This window comes from Aeromonas enteropelogenes (genome assembly GCF_000819845.1).
Taxonomy (GTDB): Bacteria; Pseudomonadota; Gammaproteobacteria; order Enterobacterales; family Aeromonadaceae; genus Aeromonas; species Aeromonas enteropelogenes.
This window is the reverse complement of the sequence record NZ_CDCG01000043.1, coordinates 33,369-57,914: the sequence shown is the minus strand read 5'-3', so window position 1 is coordinate 57,914 and position 24,546 is coordinate 33,369. Positions and strand designations below refer to the sequence as shown.

The window sequence follows — 24,546 nt, the reverse complement described above, 5'->3', positions numbered from 1 at the left end:
AGATGACTATCGAGATCAAGGTACCGGACCTGCCGGAATCAGTGGCAGATGCCACCATCGCCACCTGGCACAAGAAGCCCGGTGATCTGGTTGCCCGTGATGAAGTGCTGGTTGACATCGAAACCGACAAGGTGGTGCTGGAAGTGCCGGCGCCGCAAGCCGGTGTGCTGGGGGATATTCTGGAAGCGGAAGGGGCGACCGTACTCTCTCGCCAGCTGATCGCCATGCTCAAGCCGGCTCCCGTGGCCGGTGAAGAGACTGCCGAGAAGCCGGTGGAAGTAGTGGCCGATGACGCCGTAGAGGGCCTGAGCCCCTCCGTGCGCCGCCTGATCGGCGAGCACGACATCGATGTCGCCAAGCTGTCCGGCACCGGCAAGGGTGGTCGCATCACCAAGGAAGACGTGGAAGCCTACATCAAGGGGCTGAGCAAGGCAGCTGCCGCTGCCCCGGTTGCCGCTGCTGCGCCGGTTGCACCTGTGGCGACCCTGGCCGGTCGCAGCGAGAAGCGCGTGCCCATGACCCGTCTGCGCAAGCGCATCGCCGAGCGTCTGCTGGAGGCCAAGAACACCACCGCCATGCTGACTACCTTCAACGAGATCAACATGGCGCCCATCATGAAGCTGCGCAAGCAGTACGGCGAAATCTTCGAGAAGAAGCACGGCATCAAGCTCGGCTTCATGTCCTTCTACGTCAAGGCGGTCGTGGAGTCCCTCAAGCGCTATCCGGAAGTGAACGCCGGGCTGGATGGTGACGACATCGTCTACCACAACTACTTCGATGTGAGCATCGCCGTCTCCACCCCCCGTGGTCTGGTGACCCCGGTGCTGCGCGACTGCGACAGCATGAGCCTGGCCGACATCGAGAAGGCCATCAAGGATCTGGCCGGCAAGGGCCGCGATGGCAAGCTGACCGTCGACGAGCTGACTGGCGGCAATTTCACCATCACCAACGGTGGCGTGTTTGGCTCCCTGATGTCCACCCCGATCATCAACCCGCCCCAGAGCGCCATTCTGGGCATGCACAAGATCCAGGACCGCCCCATGGCCGTCGACGGCAAGGTCGAGATCCTGCCGATGATGTACCTGGCGCTCTCCTACGATCACCGTCTCATCGACGGCCGCGAGTCAGTCGGCTTCCTGGTCTCCGTCAAGGAGCTGCTGGAAGACCCGACCCGTCTGCTGCTGGACGTCTGAGTCAACCCGAGCGTAAGAAAGATAACAAGGGGCCCTTGAGGCCCCCCATACAGGGGATTGAGAAACCTCTGCCCCGGACGGAAATACCTACAACACGGATAGAGCATCTATGAATCTGCATGAATATCAGGCAAAACAGCTGTTTGCCGAGTATGGCCTGCCGGTCTCCGAAGGTTATGCCTGTGCTACCCCGCAGGAAGCGGCCGAAGCGGCCGACAAGATTGGCGGCAACACCTGGGTCGTCAAGTGCCAGGTCCACGCCGGCGGCCGTGGCAAGGCGGGCGGCGTCAAGCTCGCCAAGAGCAAGGACGAGATCCGTGCCTTCGCCCAGCAGTGGCTTGGCAAGAACCTGGTGACCTACCAGACCGACGCCAACGGCCAGCCGGTCACCAAGATCCTGGTGGAGTCCTGCACCGACATCGCCAAGGAGCTGTATCTGGGCGCCGTGGTCGATCGTGGCAGCCGCCGCGTGGTCTTCATGGCCTCTACCGAAGGTGGCGTGGAGATTGAAAAAGTCGCCCACGAAACCCCGGAACTCATTCACAAGGCCACCCTGGATCCGCTGGTGGGCCCGCAGCCCTACCAGGCTCGCGAACTGGCCTTCAAACTCGGTCTGGTCGGCGATCAGATCAAGCAGTTCACCAAAATTTTCATGGGCCTGGGCCAGATGTTCCTGGATTGCGACTTCGCATTGCTGGAAATCAACCCCCTGGTCATCACCGACAAGGGCAACCTGCATTGCCTGGACGGCAAGATCAACATCGACGCCAACGCCCTCTATCGCCAGCCCAAGCTGCGCGAGATGCACGATCCGTCTCAGGATGACCCCCGCGAAGCGCACGCCGCCCAGTGGGAGCTGAACTATGTGGCCCTCGATGGCAACATCGGCTGCATGGTCAACGGCGCGGGTCTGGCCATGGGCACCATGGACATCGTCAACCTGCACGGCGGTTCACCGGCCAACTTCCTGGACGTCGGCGGCGGCGCCACCAAGGAGCGCGTGACCGAAGCGTTCAAGATCATCCTCTCCGACAGCAAGGTACAAGCCGTGCTGGTCAACATCTTCGGCGGCATCGTGCGCTGTGACATGATCGCCGAAGGCATCATCGGCGCCGTGAAGGAAGTGGGGGTCAAGGTCCCCGTGGTAGTGCGCCTGGAGGGTAACAACGCCGAGCTGGGTGGTATCAAGCTGGCCGAGAGCGGCCTCAACATCATTGCGGCCAAGAGTCTGACCGATGCCGCGCAGCAAGTCGTCAAAGCAGCGGAGGCCAACTGATGAGCGTTCTGATCAACAAAGATACCAAGGTGATCTGCCAGGGCTTTACCGGCGGTCAGGGTACCTTCCACTCCGAACAGGCCATCGCTTACGGTACCCAGATGGTTGGCGGCGTCTCCCCGGGCAAGGGTGGCACCACCCACCTGGGCCTGCCGGTGTTCAACACAGTCCGTGACGCCGTGGAAGCCACCGGCGCCACCGCTTCCGTCATCTATGTGCCGGCCCCGTTCTGCAAGGACGCCATCCTGGAAGCCATCGACGCCGGCATCAAGCTGATCGTCACCATCACCGAAGGCATCCCGACCCTGGATATGCTGGACGTGAAAGTGAAGCTGCAGGAAACCGGCGTACGCATGATCGGCCCGAACTGCCCCGGCGTCATCACCCCGGGCGAGTGCAAGATCGGTATCATGCCTGGCCATATCCACAAGCCGGGCAAGGTGGGCATCGTGTCGCGCTCCGGCACCCTGACCTACGAAGCGGTCAAACAGACCACGGACGAAGGTTTTGGCCAGTCCACCTGCGTCGGTATCGGTGGTGACCCCATCCCGGGTTCCAACTTTATCGATATCCTGGAGATGTTCCAGAACGACCCGCAGACCGAAGCCATCGTAATGATCGGCGAGATCGGTGGTAACGCCGAGGAAGACGCGGCCGCCTATATCAAGGCCCACGTCACCAAGCCGGTAGTCTCCTATATCGCGGGTGTCACCGCGCCTCCCGGCAAGCGCATGGGCCACGCCGGCGCCATCATCTCCGGTGGCAAGGGTACCGCCGCCGAGAAGTTTGCCGCGCTGGAAGATGCCGGTGTCAAAACCGTGCGCTCCCTGGCCGATATCGGCAAGGCACTGCGTGAAGTGACCGGCTGGTAATTGTTCCTAGCCTGTTATCTCTAATAAAAATGCCGTCTTAGGGCGGCATTTTTTATGGGGATATTTTAATTTTTTTGTTCGCGAGCGTCCGAATACACTTCGTGATTCGAATCTACGCTTGCATAACTTTCCCATAGGAAGAGCTAATATTTATTAGGCTTGGCCTATTGCAGGTTGTAAGGTTTGTTTTGGTTTATTTAATTGTTTTGATCTTCTTTTGTCTCTAACCCATATAACTGAACCATTAGTCTTTTTCATTTCGAAGAGATCTATGGATTGGAATAGATCACTGAGTTTTCTAAATCCGTAATTACGTTGATCAAATGAGGCATGGTTTGAAATATGATTTCCTATTTCACCGAGCATTGCCCAGCCATCATCTTCTTCAATTGCCTCTATTGCTTGTCGGAGTAAATTAATAAGCTTTGTGTCACCTTTTATATTTTTACTTTGTTTTTGAATGGGTTGTTCCATGATTGGCTCTGCATCCAAATACAGAAATCTAGAGCAGCTATTGACAAATGCCAATGGAGCTTTACGCTCTCCAAATCCTATAACAAATTTTCCATCGGCAAGAGTTCGGGTAACTAAAGGTGTAAAATCACAATCTGAGGATACTAAACATATTACGTCTATATCCTTTGTGTATAAAACATCCATCACGTCGATGACTAATGCCATGTCTGTCGCATTTTTTCCTTTTGTAAGGTCAAATTGTTGCACGGGTTGTATAGCATAGTCGTGTAATACATCTTCCCAAGGCTTCAGGCTTGGATTTTTCCAGTTTCCATATGCCTTTCTAATATTAACAACACCGTATCGAGCTAATTCAGATAGAACTATATCTATCTTACCTGCTGGCGCGTTATCAGCATCAATAAACACTGCAATTTTTTCTTTATCTTTCACTTATGCCTCCATGCTAGCTAATAGATAACAAGAGTATTTTTCTGTAACCTATTAAGTGATTATCAGTGCTTAGGCTCGAGTCGTGAAGCGTATTCTGACGTTCGGGACTTTTAATAAGCTGCTATCAAGCCTATCCATTTTTGTGGAAAACACCGTCCAACATTACTGCGGTTACTGCCTGATATGTTTTCAATTGAACTATATTAACCAACATAAGATGGGGTGTACAACCGGTGGCGGGCAAAAAACTACCAACGATCAATAAATAATTTCAGGTAACAAAATGCCGGCCCGCGGGTCGGCACTGTTGATGGTGGACCAAGGGCCGTGGGGTTCGAATAGCGCAGCGTATTCGGACGCTCGAGGTGAGTAATATCATGCCCCGCCTGATAGCCATCTCGTATCTTGGGCTAAAAATGGTAGGTTGGCGCTGAACGAAGTGAAGCCCAACGTTTACCGTGAAATATATCTGTAAATCTGTTTTACGGCTTAGCCACATCCTTGTTTATCCCGCTCTGGTTGGCGCAATAATGCTCGTCTGTTGGGCTTCGCTGCGCTCTGCGCCAACCTACAAGTTACGCTATCGCCCTGAGTGACAACGCATGGGGTCGAATAGGCGCGTCGGTTCGAATAGCGGAGCGTAATCGGAGGCTCAAGGTGAGTAATATCATACCCCGCCTGATAGTCAGTTTGCCCCTTGCTTTACGCTGATGGTTTTGGGGTTTTCACGTTTGGGTTTGATCAACTGGTAGATGCCGCCAGCCAGCGGCAGGATAAAAAGCAGGGAATAGGGGGAGAGGCTGCGTCCTGTGACCACCGCCTCCAGCGCCACGGCAATCACCGGAAAGATAAGAAAGCAGAGCGAGGCCTTGAACGGGGAGACCAGGGCATTGAGCCTGAAATACGCGACTATCCCCCCGACCCCTGCGATGCTGCCAAGATAAAGGACGGCGAGCAGGGAGGAGAGCTGCATATCGGCGAGTACCAAAGGTTCTGTCACCAAACCGGCTATTAGCAACAAGAGGGAGGCAATCCCGCTGGGGATGGTGCTAAAGGTGAGCACATGAATATGGCCAAGTCGGTGTTGCTTCAATATATAGATGATTGCATGCAGCAGCACGGCCCCTGTGAGCAGCACAATGCCAACGAGATAGTTGCTACCCGAGATATCCGACTCTATCGAGATAATACTGGCGAGGCTCAACAAGGTTACCAGCAGGGCCAAGATCTGGCGCAGGCTGAAATGCTGCTTTGTGATGAAATACGAGAGCAGCATGATGGCGATCGGCATATAGCTGAAAATAATGGCAGCAAGACCCGATGAAATATATTTTTCTCCCTCCAGCATAAACCAGAACGGAATGGCAAAATAGAAGAGGGCTACGATCGGAATATAATGCCGCTTCCCCCTAGGAAACAGCAGTGGCACATTATCCTTGCGCGCGATAAGTATCAACAAGGGAGACATCACCATAAAACGTAGTGCAGTAGCCGTTAACGAGGGGATAGATTGTCCCGCAATGGCCATCGCAAGCCAGGTGGTGCCCCAGATTAAACAGACAGAAATAAATAACGTTTTCTTCATATAATGCCTGCCCTCTATAGGAATTTTTAAAATGCAGAGAGAAGGCTAAACCTTTGGCTATACTCCAAGGTCAATCTCAATATTGTGATAAGTTGTGATAGTCTGTGGTTAGCTGTGACAATGATCGGAAACCGGCATCGCTATTTTCCGGGCACGAAGAGACGGCAGATAATTAAATAGTCGATGGCGACCAATAGTGACGTGATGCGAAACGAGTTCATTGACGTATTATTATCCCTGATAATGAGACCAGAGCGACAAATGCCGACCATTAGGTCGGCACGCTTTATGGTTGTTATAAACGCCTGTCTATCGGCATAGCGGGGCAGGAGTTCTTGGATCAGCCTGTATCGTCAGCATGCATCGAAAACCGTGAGGTTCCCACCTTTTGACGGTGAATGACCTGCGGCACCTGGCTTGAGGTAGCATTGTGTCCGCAAGTCACTCTCAAGGTGTGATAACCAAATCACTCCCCAAACAGCGCAATCTCTTTTTTGCCATCGTTGCCAATTGCACCACGATACATGCCGACTGTATTAAAGAGCATGGTGTAGTTGCCTTTGGCATCCAGCACAATGACTCCGCCACTGCCATCAATGGCTTTCACTTCATTGAGCGCATTGGCTGCCGCTGTTGCCAGAGGGGCTTTGTTGTATTTCACCTGTGAGGCGATATTGTACGCCGTTGCGGTGCGGATAAACTTCTCGCCACTCCCTGTGGCTGATACGGCCACCGTATTGTTGTCCGCGTAGGTGCCTGCTCCAATCAGCGGAGAATCGCCAACCCGGCCATAACGCTTGTTGGTCATGCCGCCAGTCGATGTACCCGCCGCCAGATTGCCTTCTTTATCCAGGGCGACGGCCCCCACGGTTCCAAATTTGTAGTCATACATCAGCGGATCGTAGGTGTAAGCCGATTTGCCATCGTGATCCAGCACCACCTGCTCTTTTTTAATGGCCTCTTGCAATTGCTGCCAGCGATAGTCAGTGCGGAAATAGGCGGGATCAACCGTCTCCAACCCTTCTTGCTTCAGGAATACCTCTGCGCCTTTTGACACCATCAACACATGGGGGCTGCGCGTCATGACGGTATAAGCGGCATTGATAGGATTTTTAATGGTGGTCACGCCAGCCACCGCGCCTGCTGCCAAGGTTTTACCATCCATGATGGATGCATCCAGCTCGTTGCGACCATCATGGGTAAAGACAGCGCCTTTACCGGCATTGAACAGCGGCGAGTCTTCCATCACGTTGATGGCCCGCTGCACCGCCTCCAGACTGGCGCCACCGCTTTCCAGCACTTTGTAACCTGCCTGCAATGCTTCATCCAATTTGGCTTTGTATTCGGCTTCCTGTTGCGGCGTAATGGTTGCTTTGGCAATCGTGCCGGCGCCGCCGTGGATCACCAGGCGAATGGGTGGCTCGGAAGCCAGTGTTGCTGCAGAAAATAAGGAGGTTGCCAGCAAGGCAGACGTGAGTAACGAAAGTTTCATTGCGCATCCTTGTATGTTTTATTGGTTGGAAAGAAAACATGGAATTAAAGCAGTGCACCCGAGATATATGATGTAACTCGTATGCCTTATTTCCCCATAGATGTGGCTCGTATACTTCTATTCACCCATAAAAACTAAAAACGGCCACTCTGGCCAACCACTATCGATATAAAACGACCAAGATGATGATCAGGCAGTCTCATATTTTGAAGGGGCCACCCCCCTTATGAACCCATATCCTGGTTTAATCAACCATGTCTCCAATTCATCCTGTATCGCACCTTAAGATTGCTAAGGGAAAGAATATGACCCTGTATAGCTGCGAGGCCGAAATAACAGCAAACAGGCGGGTAAAATACGGCACTGAATGAATGGGGCCCGCCCGGAAATTGACGACGGTCATGCAACGCTCTGTGCGACAATTTCTGGACGTCCTGATGGTGTGCAACACATACCACCCAGTCTGTCATGCCCAAAACAAGATCGATGATGGATGACAGCAGCATTGACTGCGCAACCAATGGGGGAGTGGGAGCAGGGTAGGCAGCGGGACGCTAGCCCTTGTGACAAGTGGATACCGATTGCTTTTTTACCTTGTATGTGATAGCGACCTCTTTGGAGAGAGGTGGTTGCGATTGAATTGACGGGGGCGCGTTGTCAGCCTCTTGGCAAGGCGCAGGACGATATTTTGGGGGAGAGGGAAGAATGAAAAAAATGACATTCATTAGTATTTTTATATTTTTCAGCTTTGTTTTTGCGCAAGAACCATATTTAAGCAAAAGCAATCCAAGAACTTACACGGTAACAGTGAGTGTAAATACAAAAAACAATGGTCTTGCCTTATCGGATTTAATAGTCAATATACCGCTACCACTGCAAAATAGAGTTCAGGATGTCAAGTATATCCAAACAAACAATGGGGTAGTAATTAATGATGGCGAGTTGCGTTACGCATCCTTTGTCTATGATGAAAAAAGCTCGCCGAAAAACGGAGAGAATATATTGTCTGCGGTATCTTATCAGGTGACAACCTATGATCAATTTTATAATCTACTAAAGATAAAAAAGATAGAACCATACAATAAAAAGGGGGCTAATTTTATTAATTACACAAGGGATAATTTACCATATATCAATCTGTCAAATAAGAAACTGCAAGCCATATCAAATAAACTATGGGAAAAGAGTCAGGCAGATATCTTGACTTATGCTCGAATGGCGTACGAGTATGTTCCGCTTAACTTTAGCTATATAAATGCTAATACGGGATTACATCCCTTAAATGAAGTTATGGATTCTGGTGGTGGTGATTGTGGAAACTTGTCGAGTATATATATTACGTTACTCAGGATAAAGCAAATTCCCGCCAGACATGTTGTGGCTATTCGGGCTGACAATACATTCCATGCGTGGTCTGAATTTTATCTTGAGAATATTGGCTGGATACCTGTAGATGTCACATTCAAACAGATATACCCTAACAAGGATTATTTTGGCAAAATGGATAAAGAATCAAACGGAATAGCTTTAAATAAAGATGTCAATTTTTCTTTGGTAGTTGGGGATAAAGGACGGTTTAATATGGGTTTATTCCAACGATATGGCTATTGGTACTGGTCATCCGGGTTGGGCTCTCTTGACAGTAAATTCAAGATCACTGAAACAGAATAGGGGGAAAGCTCATCTAGCACCGCATATATTTTTCGTAGTCTCAGTACTTGTTGAATAGAATAATTGACTCGTTCAAGCGTAAAGATGTGACAGATGAATCCCCCATGGCTTAGGGGGGGGGTTATATTCAATTTGTTCGAGAGATTTTCAGACACTGAATTTATGAAATACGGAAATATTCCACCTTTAGCCTTGGCCACATCGAAGCTGAGATAGCGTCTGACAATCAAGCATCAGTGCGGATATTAGTCAGGCTTGGCCTCTATCGGGAGGGACGTGGCATATTGGCAGCCGCAACCCTTTATGTCGCAGGTTGGACTTGATGCCGGTGTTGCCACGGTCGCCTACTGGCATAAGCAACCTGAGCCGTTCGCAGTGGCAGAACCAGCATCAAGTCCAAGGTGTGATTGCAAGCCGGCTATTTCCCTTCAGGGGAGCCGAAGCTGCATTGATAGACCCAGGCTGGCGGCATATTGAGCCAGACACGGCGGCGTTGCCAGTCAAAGTGATGGGACAGTTCGCGCTCTATCTGCGAGGTGTACTGGAACTGGATAAAGTACCCCCCTGGATGCAGGGATGCCTTGACCCGGGCCAGCACAGCCTGCCGCTGGGCGGGCGTAAATGCCAGCAGGGGCAAGCCGGAGAAGATCACCTCATAGGATTTGTTCAGCTGTTGGGCGGGTTGCATGCAGACCTCCAGCCTGGGATCCGGGATGGTTTCCAGCACAGAGATAAAGCCTGGGTGGATCTCGTAGGCATCGAGCCTGGCATTGTCAGGCAGCGCCTGTAACAGCGTGCGGGTGAGCACCCCGGTCCCCGCACCCAGCTCCGCCACATACCTGGCCCGTTGCAGATCAATGCCTGCCATCATGCCGTCGCAGAGCCACTGGGAGGATGGCCAGACAGCCCCTACGTCCCGGGGTGAGCGAACGAACTGCTTCATAAAGGACAGCGATGAGCGCGCGTGCCTCACGTATTTCTTCATGGATCTCATGGCCCCTTCCTCCAGGATACGAGGCGTGGCAACACTCCCCACAAGCACAACACGCCTATCCCCCAAATCACCCACAACAGGGCAGAAGCAAATGGCAGCAGCATCGGGTAAATCTCCATCGCCCAGCTGACCCACTGAGTGGGGATAGGTAACCCTCCCTCGGGCCAAAACGTCGCCGTAGTACTCGCCAGCTCCCCTGACTCGAGACTTGCCACCTTGTCCAGCGCGGCAGACACCCATTGAGGCAGAACTTGTAGTAGCCAGTAAATCCCCCAAATGAGCCCACTCCATAGCGTGACCAAGGTTATTTTCCACACATTCTTCATTGCTCCTCCAGATCTCGAATAGGGTGGGATATGGCCCTGTATGGCTTAGGGCGCGTGAGAGAAGCTAAACGTTGGAGCTATATCCAATGTCAAGGGAGGGTTGTCAGGGGCGAGGAGAGATGGCGGTCATCCAGTGCTGGCTACGACAGTTTCAGGAGGCGTTGGTGGTGGGCTCGCATTGCCAGCCTATTGGCCTGAACGCAATATGCCGACCCTGGGGCCGGCATGGTGGGGGGTTGACAATTCTTCTAACCGGGGCGCATTCGAACGGGCTTTGCCATTTGCACCTGGGGCCGTATTGGCTGCGTGACAAATGGGCCAATGGAGCAATGGGAATAGAGGGGCCTATTTGTCCGCCTTGCCCGCCGCATCGGCAAGTTTGGCCAGTTGTTTGTCATACCAGGCCACCGGGCGGTTTTCATCTTCCGCCCGCTCCTTGCGCCGGATGGCATTGCGCACCGCCATGGCCCCCAGCCAGCGAAACGGCTCCGGTGGGAAATAGCCGCGCGGGCCGCTTACCAGGGCGCAGTCACGCCACGGTTTGTCCTCCTCCTGTACTTCATCTCTCACCAGGGCCGCCAGGATCTGGCCGCCCATCCAGCTCTGGGCCACCCCGTTGCCGGAATAGCCGAGGCCATAGACCACGTTGGGCTGCCCTCGCCAGTGGCCGAAGAAGGGGAGGCCATCCACCGAGCGGTCGGAGGCGCCGCACCAGCTGGCGGCAATGGGCACCTCTGCAAGGGCCGGAAAGAAGCGGCGCAGGGTGCGGGTGAGGGGGGCAAGATAACGGCTGGGGGCATCGAACTCGGCCAGATGGCGGTTGGCAAAGGCAAAGGTGTTGCCCCCCTTACCGAGCATCAGCCGCCCTTGCGGAGTGGAGCGGTAGTAGTGGACAAAAGTGCGGCCATCCACCACGGAGCGGCCGTGCTCAAGCTGCTGGGCGGCAAGCGCCTGTGGCGCAGGGTCGGTGATCACCATATCGGAGGAGACCAGCACGATACTGCGTCGAAACTCGCGAAAGTGCTGCACCATGGCGCTGTTGAGGGCCAGCACCACCTTGCGGGCACGCACCTCACCCCGTGGTGTTTGTACCCGTGCAGGCTGGCCCCCTTCGAGGCGCTGCATGGGGGAGCCTTCATAGACCTCGACCCCCAGTTCTCGCGCTGCCCGCAGCAGGCCGCGCACCAGCAGGGCCGGTTGCACCGAGCCCGCGTGGGGGCTGTAGAGCCCCTCCAGATGAACGTGGGAGCCGCTCTGGCTCGCCAGTTCACCCTCTTCAATCGCCTGCCACTGGTTAAGGTCGGCTCGCTGTAGCGCCTGCAATACCGGATCCATCAGGCCGCGCTGGGCCTCGCTGGTGGCGGTGTAGCAGGTGCCCTCGACCCTCAGCTCTGCCTCTATGTTGTGCGTTTCGCAGAAACGGGCGATCTCGTGCACCGCCTGCTCGGATCTTTGCACTAGCCAAGCGGCCTGCTCTTCGCCAAAGAGGCGCCTTAACGTCAAATATTTGGCCGACCAGGTGAGCAGACAGCCGCCGTTGCGCCCGGAGGCGCCGCTGCCGCAGCGATCTTTCTCCAGCACCAGGATGCGCAAGTGTGGCTCGGCCTGTTTAAGGGCGATGGCGCTCCACAGCCCGGTAAAGCCGCCGCCGACGATGCAGACATCGGCCTCGTGGTGGCCGACGAGGGGCGTGGGTGGCGCGGGTTGTTCGGCGGCGAGCGCTTCGGCCAGCCAGAAGGGGAGAGTGGGCATGATGACTCCTCGATAAGGTTATGGGTGGCGCCAGCGCTGGGTGCGATCCAGCAGGGTGCGGCTCAAAAAGAGCTGGAGCAGCTTGACGGTGGCGGCGGCCAGCAGGATCAGGGTGGCCATGGCGGCGGCTGCGGCGGTATCGCCGGAGTCCTCCATGTTGAGCACGGCGATGGAGGCGAGCACGCTGTCGCTCGAATAGAGGAAGATCACCGCCGAGGTGGTGGTCATGGCGTTGACGAACAGATAGATAAAGATTTCCAAGAGCGCTGGCAGGGAGGCGGGCAGGGTGACGCGCCAGAACGCTTTCCAGAGCGGAATGCGCAATGAGATGGCCACCAGCTCCAGCTCCTTGGGCAGTTGTTTCAGGCTGGTCAGCGCCGTCATATGACCCACCGTGTAGTAGTGGATGACGCAGGAGAGCACCATCAGCGGCAGAGTGCCATAGAGAGTGCCGTAGAGGCCGCCAAACAGCGGATTGCCGTTGAAAAAGAAGATGTAACCCAGCCCCAGCACCATGCCGGGCACCGCCAGCGACAGCATTGCGAGCAGATGCAACAACTGGCGAAGCCATGGGAAGTGGCGCCCCTTCTCCTGGGCCCAGGCCAGCACCATCACCAGCATTGTGCCGATAAGTGCGGTAAAAAGACCCAACTGCAGGGTGTTGGTAAAGGGCTGCCAGCCGTAGACGCTGTTGCTGTCAAAGGCGTAGTGATCCAGCGTCAGCCCAAGGTTGTAGGGCCAGAACTGCACCAGGGAGCCGTAAACCGCCATGCCCACCAGCGCCAGAAACAGCAGGGCCCAGAGAGTGCACCAGCCGAGCGCCAGCAGATCCCGCAGCCGATGGGGTTTGGGGCAATAGGGCACCGCCTTGGTGCTGCTCTGCTCCTGCATCTTGCTGCGTACCCTGTGCTCCAGCGCAAAGCTCAAGAGCGCCGGCAGCAGCAGGGTGACGCTGGCAACGGCGCCCAGCGAGAAGTTCTGCATCCCGATCACCTGCCGGTAGATATCGGTGGCCAGCACGCTGTACTGGCCGCCAATCACCTTGGCCACCCCGAAGTCGCAGATGGTGAGGGTGAAGACCGCGATGGCGGCGCTCAAAAGACCGTAGCGAGCGGTGGGCAGGGTGACGGTGACAAAGGTGCGCCAGCCGCTGCTGCCGAGCACCCGGGAGGCTTCATAGAGGCGGGCGTCGCTCTGACCGAGTGCCGTGATGAGGATCATCAGGGCGTGGGGGAAGCACCAGAAGCCCAGACCAATGACGATGCCGATGGGACCGTAGATACTCTCGCCACCGAGCAACCCCTTGGCGATCCCCTGATTGCCAAACCAGTAGACCAGGCTGATGGCGGGCAGCAGGGAGGGCATCAACAGCGGGATCAAACCTATGAGGCGAAACAGGCTCTTGCCCGGCATGCAGGTGCGGGTGAGGGCATAGGCGTAGCCAAAGGCGATGGTCACCACGAGCGCGGTGATCAGCACCCCGAGCCAGAGGGTGTTGCCGATGGTGCGCCCCAGATGAGTGGAGTCGAAGTAGGCGCTGAAGTTGGCAAGACCCACCCAGAGGCCGTACTCATCCTGCAGGCTCTTTTGCAGCATGGTGAGCAGCGGCAGCAGCAAGCCGCCGGTGAGCAGGGTGATGCCGAGCACCAGCAGGATCAGTTGCAGCAGCTGATCCCGGCTCCAGCCGCGACAAAGCCGCGACCAACGAGAGTCTTGGCGGGCTGTCGCTGGCGGCAACAGGGAGGAGGTCGCAAGGGGGGCTGTCATGGGCGCTCTCCTTCAAACAGCTGCATCGCCCCGGCGGGCCAGTGCAGCGAGCAGCGCATGCCGCTGCGCCAGCCACTCTGCTCGTGGCGGGGCCGCTCGTGGGTCGGGCGCTCCACCAGAATTTGCTGCGGGCCCAGATAGGTGTCGGCGGTGCAGATAAGGCGCTGGGCGGCGCCGAGAAACTCCACCTGATCGATGGTTGCTTCAACGCCGTGCTGACCAAGATAGGGCTCGCTCGGCGCACTCAGGGTGATTGCCTCGGGGCGGATCGCCACCTGCAATTTGCTGCCGGCCGCAGCCCGGTTGGCGAGTTGTAGCGGTTGTTCGTTGAGGCGCACCTGAGTGGGGCTCAGCACCAGGGTGTCGAGGAAGTTCATGGTGCCGACGAAGCTTGCCACGAAGCGGTTGGCAGGCTGGTGGTAGATCGCCTGCGGGGTGCCCACCTGCACGATGCGGCCGCCCTCCATCACCACGATGCGATCGGCCATGGTCAGCGCCTCTTCCTGATCGTGGGTCACCATGATGGTAGTGATGCCGAGGCGCTGTTGCAGGGCGCGGATCTCGCTGCGAAGGTGGGTGCGCACCAGCGCATCGAGTGCGCTGAGCGGTTCGTCCAGCAGCAGCAGACCGGGGGAGAGGGCCAAGGCCCGGGCCAGCGCCACTCGCTGCTGCTGGCCGCCGGAGATCTGGCTCGGGTATTTGTGGGACTGGGCCGTGAGATCCACCAGCCCCAGCCAGTGATCCACCCGCTCCTTGATGGCATCGCGCGCCAGTCCCTGATTCTCAAGGCCGAAGGCGATGTTCTGGGCCACCGTCAGGTTGGGGAAGAGGGCGTAGGACTGAAACACGATGCCAAAATCGCGCTCTTGGGGCGGTAGGCGGGAGATATTGCGCCCCCCTTGCCAGATCTCGCCGCTGTCCGGCAGATCCAGCCCGGCGATGGCTCTGAGCAGGGTGGTCTTGCCGCAGCCGGAGGGACCGAGAAAACAGATAAACTCCCCCGGCTCAATGGTCAGAGAGATCCCCTTGAGGGCCTGAAAAGCACCGAACTGCTTGTTGAGGTGTTGGATGTCCAGATAGGGCTGGGTCATGGTGCGACTCGCTACTGATTTGGTATATACCAGTTTGCGGATGAAATATGACGGTTGGGTGATGGCGGGATGACGGCTTGATGACAGTCAGATGACGCCTGGTCATCAGCAGATGGCTTGGCAGCGTGTGGATGGGGGCGATGCCAAAAAGCGAAGGCCAACACTTGTTGGCCTTCGACAAGCAGTTTATTGGGCGCGGTTTGTGGGGCGTGAACAAACCGCAGCCCTTGACGCTTACTGCTTGGCTTCGGTCTTGCCGTCGAAGCTAGCGCTCCACTGGGCCAGGATGGTGTTGCGCTCGCGGGCTGCCCAGCCAAAGTCGTTGTCGATCATCTGACCCTTGATATCCGCCGGATAGCCCGCTCTGGGCTTGGCTACATCCGGGATGGCGACCACGGCAAACGACTTGTTATAGAGGGCGTTGGCCTGTTCGGTAGCGGCAAAATCGAGCAGCTGCTTGGCGGCTTCGAGCTTGGGGGTGCCCTTGATGATGGCGGCGGCTTCCATGTCCCAGCCCGAACCCTCTTTCGGGAACACCACCTCGATGGGGGCCCCCTTGGCCTTGAGGCTGGTAGCCGGGAAGTCGAAGGAGATACCGATCACCGTCTCGCCGCTGGCGGCCAGCTTGCAGGGGGCGGAGCCCGAGTGGGTGTAACGGTCGATGTTCTGGTGCAGGCCGTTCATAAATTGCCAGCCCTGCTGCTCGCCCATGGTCTGCAGCCAGCCGGCGACGCTCAGGTAGCCGGTGCCGGAGGAGCTGGGGTTGGGCATGATCACCTTGCCCTTGTAGATGGGCTTGGTGAGGTCGGCCCAGCTGGTGGGGGCCGGGATCCCCTGTTTCTCGGCCTCTACCTTGTTGAAGCAGATGGCGCTGAAGAAGGCGTCCAGACCGATCCAGTGCGGCTCGGCCTTGCTGTCGCGAAAGCGGCTGTCGAGCTTTTCCAGCCCTTTCGGGGCATAGGCATTGAGCATCTGTTGCTGATCGAGCTGCATCAGGCTGGTAGCCGCCAGTCCCCATACCACGTCTGCCTTGGGCTGGGCTTTTTCTGCCAGCAGGCGGGCGGTGACCACGCCGGTGGAGTCACGCACCCACTTGATGTTGATGTCCGGATGCTGGCGCTCGAACGCGGTTTTCAGCTCGCTGAGCTGCTCCGGTTCGAAGGCGGTGTAGACGGTGAGATCGGTTGCGGCCAGTGCCGGGGCTGTCGTGGCAGCCAACACGGCGGCGGCCAGCAGATGGGTTCCCTGTTTCATCCTCTTCTCCATATAAGTTGGCTTGGTATAAACCAGATTGGTCGAGAGAGAGGCTAGGGGATTTTTATGACGTGACCGTGACGGCCCCGTGACGTTTTGCCGTGTGCGATTTCCCGTTCCTGATTTGTTCGTGACTAATCCTGGGTATCCACCTCTATCTCCAGACTGTCGTGGCGCCAGTACTCCAGATCGAAGTCGAGCACCCGGCCGTGCTGATCGAAGTTGAGCCGCTCAAGGCGCAGGGCGGGCAGACCGGCGGTGGCCCCCAGCGCCTTGGCCACCTCGTCCGGCAGGGCCGTGGGGAAGAAGCGCACCTGCATGCGGGCGTAGTGAAGATCGTAATGGGCCTGATAGATCTCGGTCAGGCTGCCGTTGAGATCCAGCTCCAGCAGGCCGGGCACCCGCTCTGGCAGGCAATGGTTCTCGCAATAGCAGATGGCGCGCCCGTTGGCGTAGCGCAGCCGCTTGAGCAGAAACAGGCTGTCGAACGGCTTGAGCTGCAGCCGTGCCATCAGCGCCGGGGGCACCGCCTGGCGGCTTTTTTCCAGCAATTCGGTGCGCGGCTCGCCCCCTTGCTCCCGCACTATCTGGTGAAAGTTGGAGGTGCGTCTTGGGTTGAGGCGAAAGCGGGGCGGGGTGACGAACCAGCCCCGGCGATCCTCCCGATAGATAAGGCCGTTCGCCTCCAGCTGCACCAGAGCCTCGCGAATGGTGACCCTTGTGGTGCCATAGAGCTCCCCCAGCAGCCGCTCGGAGGGGAGCTTGTCGTTGGGGGTCAGGCCCCCCGCCAGGATCTGGTTGGCGAGGGCATCCTTGATCTGCAGGTATTGGGGTTTGCTCATGAAAATCCCTGGTTTTGCAATGAATTGTGCAATGGGTTGGGTACAGTACTGGTCATCTGCCCGGCCGTTAAACGGCGGCATCAACATACATTGGTAGATACCAGTTTGCCCCCTGTTGTTCAGGCTTCCTAGATTATCGCGATCCCGGCGCCGTAAATGAATTTTTTGTTGCACGTAGGGCTACCCCTTTGACCTTGGCGGGGCAGTTACCCACAATGCGCTCATTCTGGTATATACCAAAAGGAGCAACGTCATGACCCATATTCCTGCGGCCCCTGCCGCTGTCGATTACCTGCTGCTGACCCCGGGCCCCCTCTCGACCACAGCCACGGTGCGTGCCGCCATGCTGCAAGACAGTTGCACCTGGGATGCGGACTACAACCAGGGTGTGGTGGAGCCCATCCGCCGCGAGCTGGTGCGCCTCGCCACTGGCCCTGAATATCAAAGCGACTACAGCGCCGTGCTGCTGCAGGGGAGCGGCAGCTATGTGGTGGAGAGCGTACTGGGCTCGGCCATCGGCGCCGACGAGTGTCTGCTGATCATCAACAACGGTGCCTACGGTGCCCGCATGGGGGAGATGGCCCGCTGCCTTGGCCTGCGTCACCATGAGCTCGACTGCGGCGAGACAACCCGCCCCGAACCCGCTGCCATTGAGGCCATGCTGGCGCGCCACCCCGAGATCACCCATCTGGCCATGGTGCACTGCGAGACCACCACTGGCATGCTCAACCCGCTCGACGAGGTGGCTGCGCTCTGCCAGCGCCGCGGCATCCACCTGATCGTCGATGCCATGAGCAGCTTTGGCGGCATCCCCATCGACATGGGCCGCCTTGGCATCGAGTTTCTTATCAGCTCTGCCAACAAGTGCATCCAGGGGGTGCCGGGCTTTGGTTTCGTCATCGCCCGCCGCGTGGCGCTGATGGCCTGCGCAGGTCGCGCCCGCTCGGTCTCCCTCGACCTGCATGCCCAGTGGCAGACCATGGAGCAGCAGGGGGGCAAGTGGCGTTTTACTTCTCCCACCCACACAGTGCTGGCCTTTGCCCAGGCCCTGCGCGAGCTGGAAGAAGAGGGGGGCATCGCCGCCCGCCATCGGCGCTACCGCGAAAACCAGCGCACCCTGGTAGCGGGGATGGTCGCCCTCGGCTTTGCGCCGCTGCTGCCAGAAAAATGGCAATCCCCCATCATCACCGCCTTCTACTCTCCGGCCCACCCGGACTACCACTTTGCCGACTTCTACCAGCGGCTCAAGGGGCAGGGCTTTGTCATCTATCCGGGCAAGGTTTCCCAGGCCGATTGCTTTCGTATCGGCAATATCGGTGACGTGACCCCAGCGCGGGTGCGCGATCTGCTCGCCGCCATGGCCAGCGCCTGCTACTGGCAGGAGAACATGCGATGACCAGCATGCTGGCTCAGGGTCGCGAGCAGCGTGACCATAAGCTGCACGGCAGCGGCCGCGCCGACAGCGAAGGGGATATCAACCTTGGCGAGGGTCGGGCGCGCTGGTGGGCAGGTCAGAGCGAAGAGGTACAGGCCGGATTGGCGGAGGATAGCCGCTACTTTCTCCATCAGGCGCTCTCCACCCCCTGTCTCGATCTGCTTGAGGGGGCGCAGGGGAGCTGGTTGACCAGCGTATCTGGTGCGCGTTACCTCGATTTTCACGGCAACAGCGTCCATCAGCTGGGCCACGGTCACCCCAGGGTGGTGGCCGCGCTGCAGCAGCAACTCGCCGATCTGCCGTTTGTGCCCCGCCGCTACACCCATCGGGTCGCCATCGACTGCGCCCGCACCCTGGCCGAGCTGGCCCCCGGCGATCTCAACCGGGTGCTGTTCGCCCCCGGCGGCAGCGAAGTGGTGGGCATTGCCTTGAAACTCGCTCGCTTTATCACCGGCAACAGCAAGGTGGTGTCCCTGTGGGATGCCTTTCACGGCGCCTCCCTCGATGCCATCTCGGTCGGTGGCGAGGCCTGTTTTCGCGCCGGTATGGGCCCCTTGATGGCCGGAGTGGAGCGCATTCCTCCCCCCACCCGTTATCGCGGCGTCTGGTATCGCGGGGAGGGGGATGACCTGCACTACGCCGATTATCTGGAGTACGTCATCGAGAAGGAGGGGGGCATTGGCGCCTTTATCGCCGAGCCCATTCGCAGCACCGACGTGCAGGTGCCCTCGAAGGCTTATTGGCAGCGGGTGCGGGAGATCTGCGATCGCCACAAGGTGCTGCTGATCGTCGACGAGATCCCCAATGCCCTGGGTCGCACCGGCCACTGGTTCAGCTTCGAAGAGTTCGGCATCGAGCCCGATATCATCTGTCTTGGCAAGGGGTTGGGGGGTGGGGTGGTGCCGTTTGCCGCGCTCATCACCCGCGATCGTTTCAATCAGGCAGCGGCCATCTCGCTCGGTCACTACACCCACGAGAAGAGCCCCATCGGCTGCGCGGCGGCGCTCGCCACCATCGCCACCATCCGTGCAGAGGGGTTGCTGGAAAAAGCGCGGGAAGATGGCCGCTTTATGGAGTGCGAACTGGCAAAGCTTGCCGAGCGCCACCCGCTGATCGGCCAGGTACGCGGTATCGGCCTTCTGTGGGCCCTCGATCTGGTGGTCGATCACCAGAGTCGAGCTCGAAACAGCCAGGCCGCTGAGCGGCTGCTCTACCGCTGCCTGGAGCTCGGGCTCAGCTTCAAGGTTTCCCAGGGCAACGTCATCCAGCTCTCGCCCCCGCTCAATATCGCCCGCGCCGATCTGGTGCGCGCTATCGCCATTCTCGATCGCGCCCTCGGCGAGATCACGTCTTCACCGAAACAGGAAGATCACCATGACTGACTTGCAGATTGCCATCCACCCGACCACCGACGTAGAGGCGCTGATCCTCGACTGGGCCGGTACCGTCGTCGATTTCGGCTCCTTCGCCCCTACCTCCATCTTCGTCGAGGCCTTTGCTCGTGCCTATGACTTTTCTGTGACTCTGGATGAGGCGCGCCAGCCCATGGGGCTGGGCAAGTGGGATCATATCGCGGCGCTTGGCCGTCTGCCCTCGGTGGATGAACGCTGGCAGGCCCGCTTCGGCCACCCCATGAGCCACGCCGAGGTGGACCACCTCTATCACACCTTTATGCCGCTGCAGATTGCCGCGGTGACCCGCTTCGCCGCCCCCATCCCGGGTGTGTTGCCGGTGCTGGATGGGCTGCGAGCACAAGGGCTGCGCATCGGCTCCTGCTCGGGCTACCCCCGCCCGGTGATGGAGGCGCTGGTGCCAGCTGCGGCCGATCACGGCTATCGCCCGGATCACTGGGTCGCCACCGACGATCTCAAGGCGGGCGGCCGCCCCGGCCCCTGGATGGCACTGGCCAACGTGATTGAGCTCGGAGTGAGCGCGGTGCATCGCTGCATCAAGGTGGATGATGCCGTGCCGGGCATCAGCGAGGGGTTGAACGCGGGCATGTGGACGGTGGGCCTGTCGGTTTCCGGCAACGAGTTTGGTGCCACCTGGGAAGAGTTCGTCGCCATGAGCGAAGCCGAGATCGCCGCCCGGCGCGCACCGGCTGAGGCCAAACTGCGGGCGGCGGGGGCGCACTATGTGATTGATACCCTGGCCAACATCGCCCCGGTCATCGCCGATATCAACCGCCGTCTGGCGGCCGGCGAGCGACCATAAGCGGGCCTTGGCAAAAAACTTGGTATTGAAAAGCAACACGCCCCCGTATGGGGGCGTGTGTGTATCCAGCGTAAAGGGGAGGGGACGATAGGTGGCCGCAGAGGATGGCGGTTTATCTCCTGTCGCTCCCCCAATCTGACGGTCATCCCCCCATCATCCTCGCGGTCTGGATCGCCTGAATAAGGGCGGCGCGGTTGATGCGGGGGCGCTCCTCATCCAGCAGCTGTTGCCACAGGGCGATGGCTTCGCGGTAGCGGGCGTGCAGGAAGTGATCGGAGGCGAGCAGCATCAGGGCACTCACTTCCCCCTTGTCGAGCTCAAGTGCGGCATCGAGCAGGCGACGGGCCTCGGGCGTGAGCTGCTGGCCCGCCTGGTAGTAGCGCACAGTGGCCTGTGCGGCCAGGGTGGCGGCGCTGGCTCCCCCTTCGAGCAGCGCCAGTCGCTGGTAGGCAAGCCAGGCATTGTCGTATTCATCCCGATAGAGATAGAGCTGGCCGAGCGCCGCCCAGCTGTCGAGATCGGCGGGATTGGTCTGCAGCTTCTGATGCAGGGCCCCCAGCTCCTTGTCCTGCAGATCCCGGGGGCTCAGGCCCCCCAGGGGATCGGGGCGAGACAGATGCGCCTGCCACGCCTGATAGCGGCCTGTGCTGGCGTAAAAGCTCGCGATCCCTGCCAGCAGCAGAGCGCCAAGCAGCCAGATGTAGCGGGCATGGTGGGCTCTGGGGGCCAGGGCCAGCCGGGCCTTGAGCGCCAGCTCGGAGGTCGGGGTGGCATTGGCCAGATTGGCGGCGGTCAGCTCCCGATAGAGAGGAAGATCGGGGGAGAGCCCGGCTTGCTGCTCGGCCATGATCCGGCGGTTCAGCGCGCCGCGATGATCGACACTGGCGCGGCCTGTGTCGCCCTCAATGGCAATGGCTTGAGCCCCCTTGATCCTCAGGCGGCGGCCGAGCGTCAGCAGTGCCAGCCCCAGCAGCAGGGCAGGACCGCCCCACAGCAGCGCCGTGCTGGCCTTGAAGGGGGGATCGTAGCGCACGAAGTCGCCAAAACGGCGGGTCATGCGGGCTATCACCTCTTTATCGCTCTGCCCCTCGTCGACCCAGCGGTAGACCTCGAGGCGCAGATCCCGCGCGATGGGGGAGTTGGACTCCACCAGATTCTGGTTCTGACACTGGGGGCAGCGCAGGGCGCGGGCGAGCTCCTGGGCGCGGGTCTGCCGCTCGGGGTGGCGAAACTCATAGGTATCGACCCCGCTGGCAAACGAGCTCGCACTCAGGCACATGCCGAGGAGCAGCAGGGCAGCGGCAAGAGGACGGCACGTCATGACTGTGTCTCCCGGGTCGATGGGGCAGGCCCGGCAGCCTTTATTTGCGCGTTGGCGCGGGCCTGGTCGAGCAGGGGCACAAACTGGCGCTGCCAGATCTCCTGGGTGAGCAGACCCGTGTGGCGGGTGAGCAGGGTGCCGTCGGCATCGAACAGATAGGTCTCCGGCGTACCATAGACGCCGAGCTCCAGGGCCAGCTTGCCGTCCGGGTCGGCCAGCACGGCGCGATAGGGGTTGCCCGCCTCCATCAGCCAGGCACGGGCCGCATTCCCCTTGTCCCGATAGTTGAGGCCGTAGAGGGGCACAGCGCGTGCCAGCTCGCCCAGCAACGGATGCTCGGTGCGGCAGTTGGGGCACCAGCTGGCCCAGACATTGAGCACAAAGGGCTCCCCTTTCAGGCTGGCGGTGTCAATGGCCGCCCCTCCCAGCAAGTTCTCACTTTGCCAGGCCGGCAGGGTGCGGCCCAGGGTAGCCTCATCCTGGCTGTAGGGGTTGTTGCCAAGACCGAGCAGGAGCAGGGCGCCGAGGCCCAGAGTCAGGATCAGGGGCAGAAAGAGGAGCAGGCGGGATCTCATAGGGACTCCTGTTCGAGACGGGGGCGAGGCGAGGTAGCCGCAGCCGGGCGAGAGGCTAGCAGGGGACGGCGAGCGAGCAGGCGCAGGGCGCCACCCGCCATCATCAACATGCCCCCCAGCCAGATCCAGCGTACCAGCGGCTTGTAGTGCAGGCGCATGGCGTAGGCGTGTGGCCCCATCTTCTCGCCAAGCACCACATAGAGATCGCCAAACAGCCCCCACGCGATGCCGGGCTCGTTCATGTTCATGGTGCGCACGCTGTAGTGGCGCCGCTCCGGCATCAGGCGTGCCACCTCCTGGCCCCCCTTGTGCACGCTCAGGGTGATGCGCTCGGCGGTGTAGTTGGGGCCGAGCAGCGGCTCGCTCCCCTCATAGCGAAACTCATAGGCACCGAGCCGGTAGGGCTTGCCTACTTCAAGCACAGTGCCACCCTCCTGGCTGTAGTGGCTCACCTGAGCGATGCCGAGGGCGCACACCGCCACCCCGAGGTGGGCGAGCAGGCTACCCAGCCGACTGGCCCTTCCATGTCCTTGTCTGAACGAGAAGTTCATCAGCAGGCTGGCCACCAGCCAGAGACTCAGCACGTTGGCGACCAGTCCCATCCAGCTCAAGGGGCCGAACTCCCGATAGGCGAGGGTCAAGAGCCCCCCGCCCAGCAGGCCAAAGAGCGGCGGCAGCCAGCGGGTAAGGCGGGTGTCAATACTCAAGCCTTGCCAGCGCAGGCGCGGGATCCGGGTCATCAAGGCCATCAGCAGCAGGGCCAGCGGCACGAAGATGGTGTTGAAGTAGGGAGCGCCCACCGAGAGGGATCCCAGATGGAGGGACTTGAACACCATGGGGTAGAAGGTGCCGAGCAGCACGCTGGCGCAGGCCACGCAGAGCAGCAGGATGGCGGCGCCGAGCAGCCCCTCCTTGGACAGTAAGCCAAAGCGGGCGTAGGGGGCGCGGGTGTCGGCCCGCAGGGCAAACAGGGTCAACGCTGTTGTGAGCAGCAGGCCGAGCAGCAGCAACAGGGTGAGACCGCGATCCGGATCCACCGCAAAGGCGTGCACCGAGGTGAGCACGCCGGAGCGCACCACGAAGGTGCCGAGCAGGCTCAGGGAGAAGGTGAAAATGGAGAGCAGCAGCACGGCGTGACCGTAGGCGCCGCGCTTCTCGCATACCACCAGGGCGTGCAAGAGGGCTGTGCCGAGCAGCCAGGGCAGCAGGGAGGCGTTTTCCACCGGATCCCAGAACCACCAGCCGCCCCAGCCGAGCTCGTAGTAGGCCCACCAGGAGCCGAGCACGATACCGGCGGTGAGAAACACCCAGGAGCCGAGCGCCCAGGGGCGGCTCCAGTGGGCCACGGCCCCGTCGAGCCGGCCCGAGTGCAGCGCCGCCATGGCAAAAGCGAAGTTGACCGCAAAACCGACGTAACCCAGATAGAGCAGCGGCGGGTGCAGGATCAGGCCGATATCCTGCAGCATGGGGTTGAGGTCGCGCCCCTCCTGCGGCCCCGGAAAAATCCGATCGAAGGGGCTGGAGAAAACCAGGGTGTAGAGGGCAAAGCCTCCCACAATCAGTCCCATAATGGCCAGTACCCGCACCAGGATCAGCGGGTCGACCCGCCTGGAGCACAGCGCTACCAGCGCCCCCCACAGGGCCAGCGCGAAGACGAAGAAGAGCATGGAGCCCTCGTGGCCGCCCCATACCGCCGCTATCTTGTAGCCCAGGGGCAGGGCGCTGTTGGCGTGCTGGGCCACATAGGTCAGGGTGAAGTCATTCTGGGCAAAGCAGATCCCGAGCAGCACCAGGGAAGCGCCAAGCAGGGCGGCATTGAGCAGTGCCAATGGCCTGGCACAGCCGAGCAAGGGGGGGGAGGCGAGCCGCAGCCCGAGCCAGGGCAGTAACCCCTGCATCAGGGAGAGCAGGGTTGCCAGCAACAGTGAGAGATAGCCGAACTCCGCCAGCACACAACCTCCAGGTTCACTCTTCGAT

The 24,546-nt window shown here is 59.2% G+C and carries 19 protein-coding genes; 7 read left to right on the top strand and 12 right to left on the bottom strand.

Features of this window, described 5'->3' with window-relative positions:
• The first annotated feature begins 2 nt into the window (after positions 1 to 2).
• The 3 genes from odhB to sucD all read left to right on the top strand — a co-directional run bounded on the left by odhB (position 3) and on the right by sucD (position 3,341).
• A complete protein-coding gene (odhB, locus tag BN1123_RS18475; RefSeq protein ID WP_042028890.1) occupies positions 3 to 1,193 on the top strand; it encodes a 2-oxoglutarate dehydrogenase complex dihydrolipoyllysine-residue succinyltransferase in 1,191 nt (396 codons plus the stop codon).
• Positions 1,194 to 1,302: 109 nt separating this feature from the next.
• A complete protein-coding gene (sucC, locus tag BN1123_RS18470; RefSeq protein ID WP_042028889.1) occupies positions 1,303 to 2,469 on the top strand; it encodes an ADP-forming succinate--CoA ligase subunit beta in 1,167 nt (388 codons plus the stop codon).
• The gene (sucD, locus tag BN1123_RS18465) at positions 2,469 to 3,341 is read left to right on the top strand and encodes a succinate--CoA ligase subunit alpha (protein WP_042028888.1); all 873 of its coding nucleotides are present in this window, start codon (positions 2,469 to 2,471) and stop codon (positions 3,339 to 3,341) included. The genes sucC and sucD overlap by 1 nt, the downstream gene beginning before the upstream one ends.
• A gap of 153 nt (positions 3,342 to 3,494) precedes the next feature.
• On the opposite strand, the gene BN1123_RS21085 is transcribed toward sucD, so the two are convergent.
• From BN1123_RS21085 to BN1123_RS18455, 3 genes are all read right to left on the bottom strand, one after another.
• Positions 3,495 to 4,250: an NYN domain-containing protein gene (locus BN1123_RS21085; RefSeq protein WP_082037575.1), complete on the bottom strand. Its 756-nt coding sequence runs from the start codon at positions 4,248 to 4,250 to the stop codon at positions 3,495 to 3,497.
• A 685-nt stretch (positions 4,251 to 4,935) separates the two neighbouring features.
• The gene (locus BN1123_RS18460) at positions 4,936 to 5,835 is read right to left on the bottom strand and encodes a DMT family transporter (protein WP_042028886.1); all 900 of its coding nucleotides are present in this window, start codon (positions 5,833 to 5,835) and stop codon (positions 4,936 to 4,938) included.
• 466 nt (positions 5,836 to 6,301) lie between these two features.
• The gene (locus tag BN1123_RS18455) at positions 6,302 to 7,327 is read right to left on the bottom strand and encodes an isoaspartyl peptidase/L-asparaginase family protein (RefSeq protein ID WP_042028885.1); all 1,026 of its coding nucleotides are present in this window, start codon (positions 7,325 to 7,327) and stop codon (positions 6,302 to 6,304) included.
• 705 nt (positions 7,328 to 8,032) lie between these two features.
• On the opposite strand from BN1123_RS18455, the gene BN1123_RS18450 reads away from it, so the two are divergent.
• Complete coding sequence (locus BN1123_RS18450) at positions 8,033 to 8,998, top strand: transglutaminase-like domain-containing protein (protein WP_082037574.1); 966 nt, start codon at positions 8,033 to 8,035, stop codon at positions 8,996 to 8,998.
• 418 nt (positions 8,999 to 9,416) lie between these two features.
• Here the strand turns inward: BN1123_RS18450 and BN1123_RS21740 are convergent, their stop codons facing one another.
• The 6 genes from BN1123_RS21740 to phnR form a co-directional block, all read right to left on the bottom strand.
• On the bottom strand, positions 9,417 to 9,941 hold the full coding sequence (locus tag BN1123_RS21740) for a class I SAM-dependent methyltransferase (protein ID WP_167335327.1): 525 nt from the start codon (positions 9,939 to 9,941) through the stop codon (positions 9,417 to 9,419).
• Between the two features lie 722 nt (positions 9,942 to 10,663).
• Positions 10,664 to 12,070: an FAD-dependent oxidoreductase gene (locus BN1123_RS18435; RefSeq protein ID WP_042028882.1), complete on the bottom strand. Its 1,407-nt coding sequence runs from the start codon at positions 12,068 to 12,070 to the stop codon at positions 10,664 to 10,666.
• An 18-nt stretch (positions 12,071 to 12,088) separates the two neighbouring features.
• Complete coding sequence (locus BN1123_RS18430; RefSeq protein ID WP_042028881.1) at positions 12,089 to 13,837, bottom strand: putative 2-aminoethylphosphonate ABC transporter permease subunit; 1,749 nt, start codon at positions 13,835 to 13,837, stop codon at positions 12,089 to 12,091.
• The gene (locus tag BN1123_RS18425; RefSeq protein WP_042028880.1) at positions 13,834 to 14,928 is read right to left on the bottom strand and encodes a putative 2-aminoethylphosphonate ABC transporter ATP-binding protein; all 1,095 of its coding nucleotides are present in this window, start codon (positions 14,926 to 14,928) and stop codon (positions 13,834 to 13,836) included. Before BN1123_RS18425 ends, BN1123_RS18430 begins: the two co-directional genes overlap by 4 nt.
• Positions 14,929 to 15,162: 234 nt before the next feature.
• Positions 15,163 to 16,182 (bottom strand): putative 2-aminoethylphosphonate ABC transporter substrate-binding protein, encoded by a 1,020-nt coding sequence (locus BN1123_RS18420; RefSeq protein ID WP_082037573.1) that lies wholly within the window; start codon positions 16,180 to 16,182, stop codon positions 15,163 to 15,165.
• A gap of 134 nt (positions 16,183 to 16,316) precedes the next feature.
• Positions 16,317 to 17,024, bottom strand: coding sequence for a phosphonate utilization transcriptional regulator PhnR (phnR, locus tag BN1123_RS18415; RefSeq protein WP_042028876.1), 708 nt, complete (start codon positions 17,022 to 17,024; stop codon positions 16,317 to 16,319).
• A gap of 253 nt (positions 17,025 to 17,277) precedes the next feature.
• On the opposite strand from phnR, the gene phnW reads away from it, so the two are divergent.
• From phnW to phnX, 3 genes are read left to right on the top strand one after another with little or no spacing between them, the layout of a single operon-like run.
• Positions 17,278 to 18,420 (top strand): 2-aminoethylphosphonate--pyruvate transaminase, encoded by a 1,143-nt coding sequence (gene phnW / locus BN1123_RS18410; RefSeq protein WP_042028873.1) that lies wholly within the window; start codon positions 17,278 to 17,280, stop codon positions 18,418 to 18,420.
• Positions 18,417 to 19,841 (top strand): aspartate aminotransferase family protein, encoded by a 1,425-nt coding sequence (locus BN1123_RS18405; protein ID WP_042028872.1) that lies wholly within the window; start codon positions 18,417 to 18,419, stop codon positions 19,839 to 19,841. Before phnW ends, BN1123_RS18405 begins: the two co-directional genes overlap by 4 nt.
• A complete protein-coding gene (phnX, locus tag BN1123_RS18400) occupies positions 19,834 to 20,673 on the top strand; it encodes a phosphonoacetaldehyde hydrolase (RefSeq protein WP_042028870.1) in 840 nt (279 codons plus the stop codon). Before BN1123_RS18405 ends, phnX begins: the two co-directional genes overlap by 8 nt.
• A gap of 142 nt (positions 20,674 to 20,815) precedes the next feature.
• On the opposite strand, the gene nrfF is transcribed toward phnX, so the two are convergent.
• The 3 genes from nrfF to nrfE are packed head-to-tail and all read right to left on the bottom strand — an operon-like array spanning position 20,816 to position 24,521.
• The gene (nrfF, locus tag BN1123_RS18395) at positions 20,816 to 21,994 is read right to left on the bottom strand and encodes a heme lyase NrfEFG subunit NrfF (protein WP_042028869.1); all 1,179 of its coding nucleotides are present in this window, start codon (positions 21,992 to 21,994) and stop codon (positions 20,816 to 20,818) included.
• Complete coding sequence (locus BN1123_RS18390) at positions 21,991 to 22,569, bottom strand: DsbE family thiol:disulfide interchange protein (protein ID WP_042028867.1); 579 nt, start codon at positions 22,567 to 22,569, stop codon at positions 21,991 to 21,993. The genes nrfF and BN1123_RS18390 overlap by 4 nt, the downstream gene beginning before the upstream one ends.
• On the bottom strand, positions 22,566 to 24,521 hold the full coding sequence (nrfE, locus tag BN1123_RS18385; RefSeq protein WP_042028866.1) for a heme lyase NrfEFG subunit NrfE: 1,956 nt from the start codon (positions 24,519 to 24,521) through the stop codon (positions 22,566 to 22,568). The genes BN1123_RS18390 and nrfE overlap by 4 nt, the downstream gene beginning before the upstream one ends.
• Positions 24,522 to 24,546: the final 25 nt, after the last annotated feature.

Excerpts from the sequence above, each read along its gene's own strand:
- phnR (WP_042028876.1), bottom strand. The coding sequence starts at position 17,024 with ATGAGCAAACCCCAATACCTGCAGATCAAGGATGCCCTCGCCAACCAG.
- nrfF (WP_042028869.1), bottom strand. The coding sequence starts at position 21,994 with ATGACGTGCCGTCCTCTTGCCGCTGCCCTGCTGCTCCTCGGCATGTGC.
- BN1123_RS18390 (WP_042028867.1), bottom strand. The coding sequence starts at position 22,569 with ATGAGATCCCGCCTGCTCCTCTTTCTGCCCCTGATCCTGACTCTGGGC.
- BN1123_RS18420 (WP_082037573.1), bottom strand. The coding sequence starts at position 16,182 with ATGAAACAGGGAACCCATCTGCTGGCCGCCGCCGTGTTGGCTGCCACG.
- sucD (WP_042028888.1), top strand. The coding sequence starts at position 2,469 with ATGAGCGTTCTGATCAACAAAGATACCAAGGTGATCTGCCAGGGCTTT.
- BN1123_RS18460 (WP_042028886.1), bottom strand. The coding sequence starts at position 5,835 with ATGAAGAAAACGTTATTTATTTCTGTCTGTTTAATCTGGGGCACCACC.
- odhB (WP_042028890.1), top strand. The coding sequence starts at position 3 with ATGACTATCGAGATCAAGGTACCGGACCTGCCGGAATCAGTGGCAGAT.
- BN1123_RS18405 (WP_042028872.1), top strand. The coding sequence starts at position 18,417 with ATGACCAGCATGCTGGCTCAGGGTCGCGAGCAGCGTGACCATAAGCTG.
- BN1123_RS18435 (WP_042028882.1), bottom strand. The coding sequence starts at position 12,070 with ATGCCCACTCTCCCCTTCTGGCTGGCCGAAGCGCTCGCCGCCGAACAA.
- BN1123_RS18425 (WP_042028880.1), bottom strand. The coding sequence starts at position 14,928 with ATGACCCAGCCCTATCTGGACATCCAACACCTCAACAAGCAGTTCGGT.
- phnW (WP_042028873.1), top strand. The coding sequence starts at position 17,278 with ATGACCCATATTCCTGCGGCCCCTGCCGCTGTCGATTACCTGCTGCTG.
- BN1123_RS18430 (WP_042028881.1), bottom strand. The coding sequence starts at position 13,837 with ATGACAGCCCCCCTTGCGACCTCCTCCCTGTTGCCGCCAGCGACAGCC.
- BN1123_RS18450 (WP_082037574.1), top strand. The coding sequence starts at position 8,033 with ATGAAAAAAATGACATTCATTAGTATTTTTATATTTTTCAGCTTTGTT.
- sucC (WP_042028889.1), top strand. The coding sequence starts at position 1,303 with ATGAATCTGCATGAATATCAGGCAAAACAGCTGTTTGCCGAGTATGGC.
- phnX (WP_042028870.1), top strand. The coding sequence starts at position 19,834 with ATGACTGACTTGCAGATTGCCATCCACCCGACCACCGACGTAGAGGCG.
- BN1123_RS21740 (WP_167335327.1), bottom strand. The coding sequence starts at position 9,941 with ATGAAGCAGTTCGTTCGCTCACCCCGGGACGTAGGGGCTGTCTGGCCA.
- BN1123_RS18455 (WP_042028885.1), bottom strand. The coding sequence starts at position 7,327 with ATGAAACTTTCGTTACTCACGTCTGCCTTGCTGGCAACCTCCTTATTT.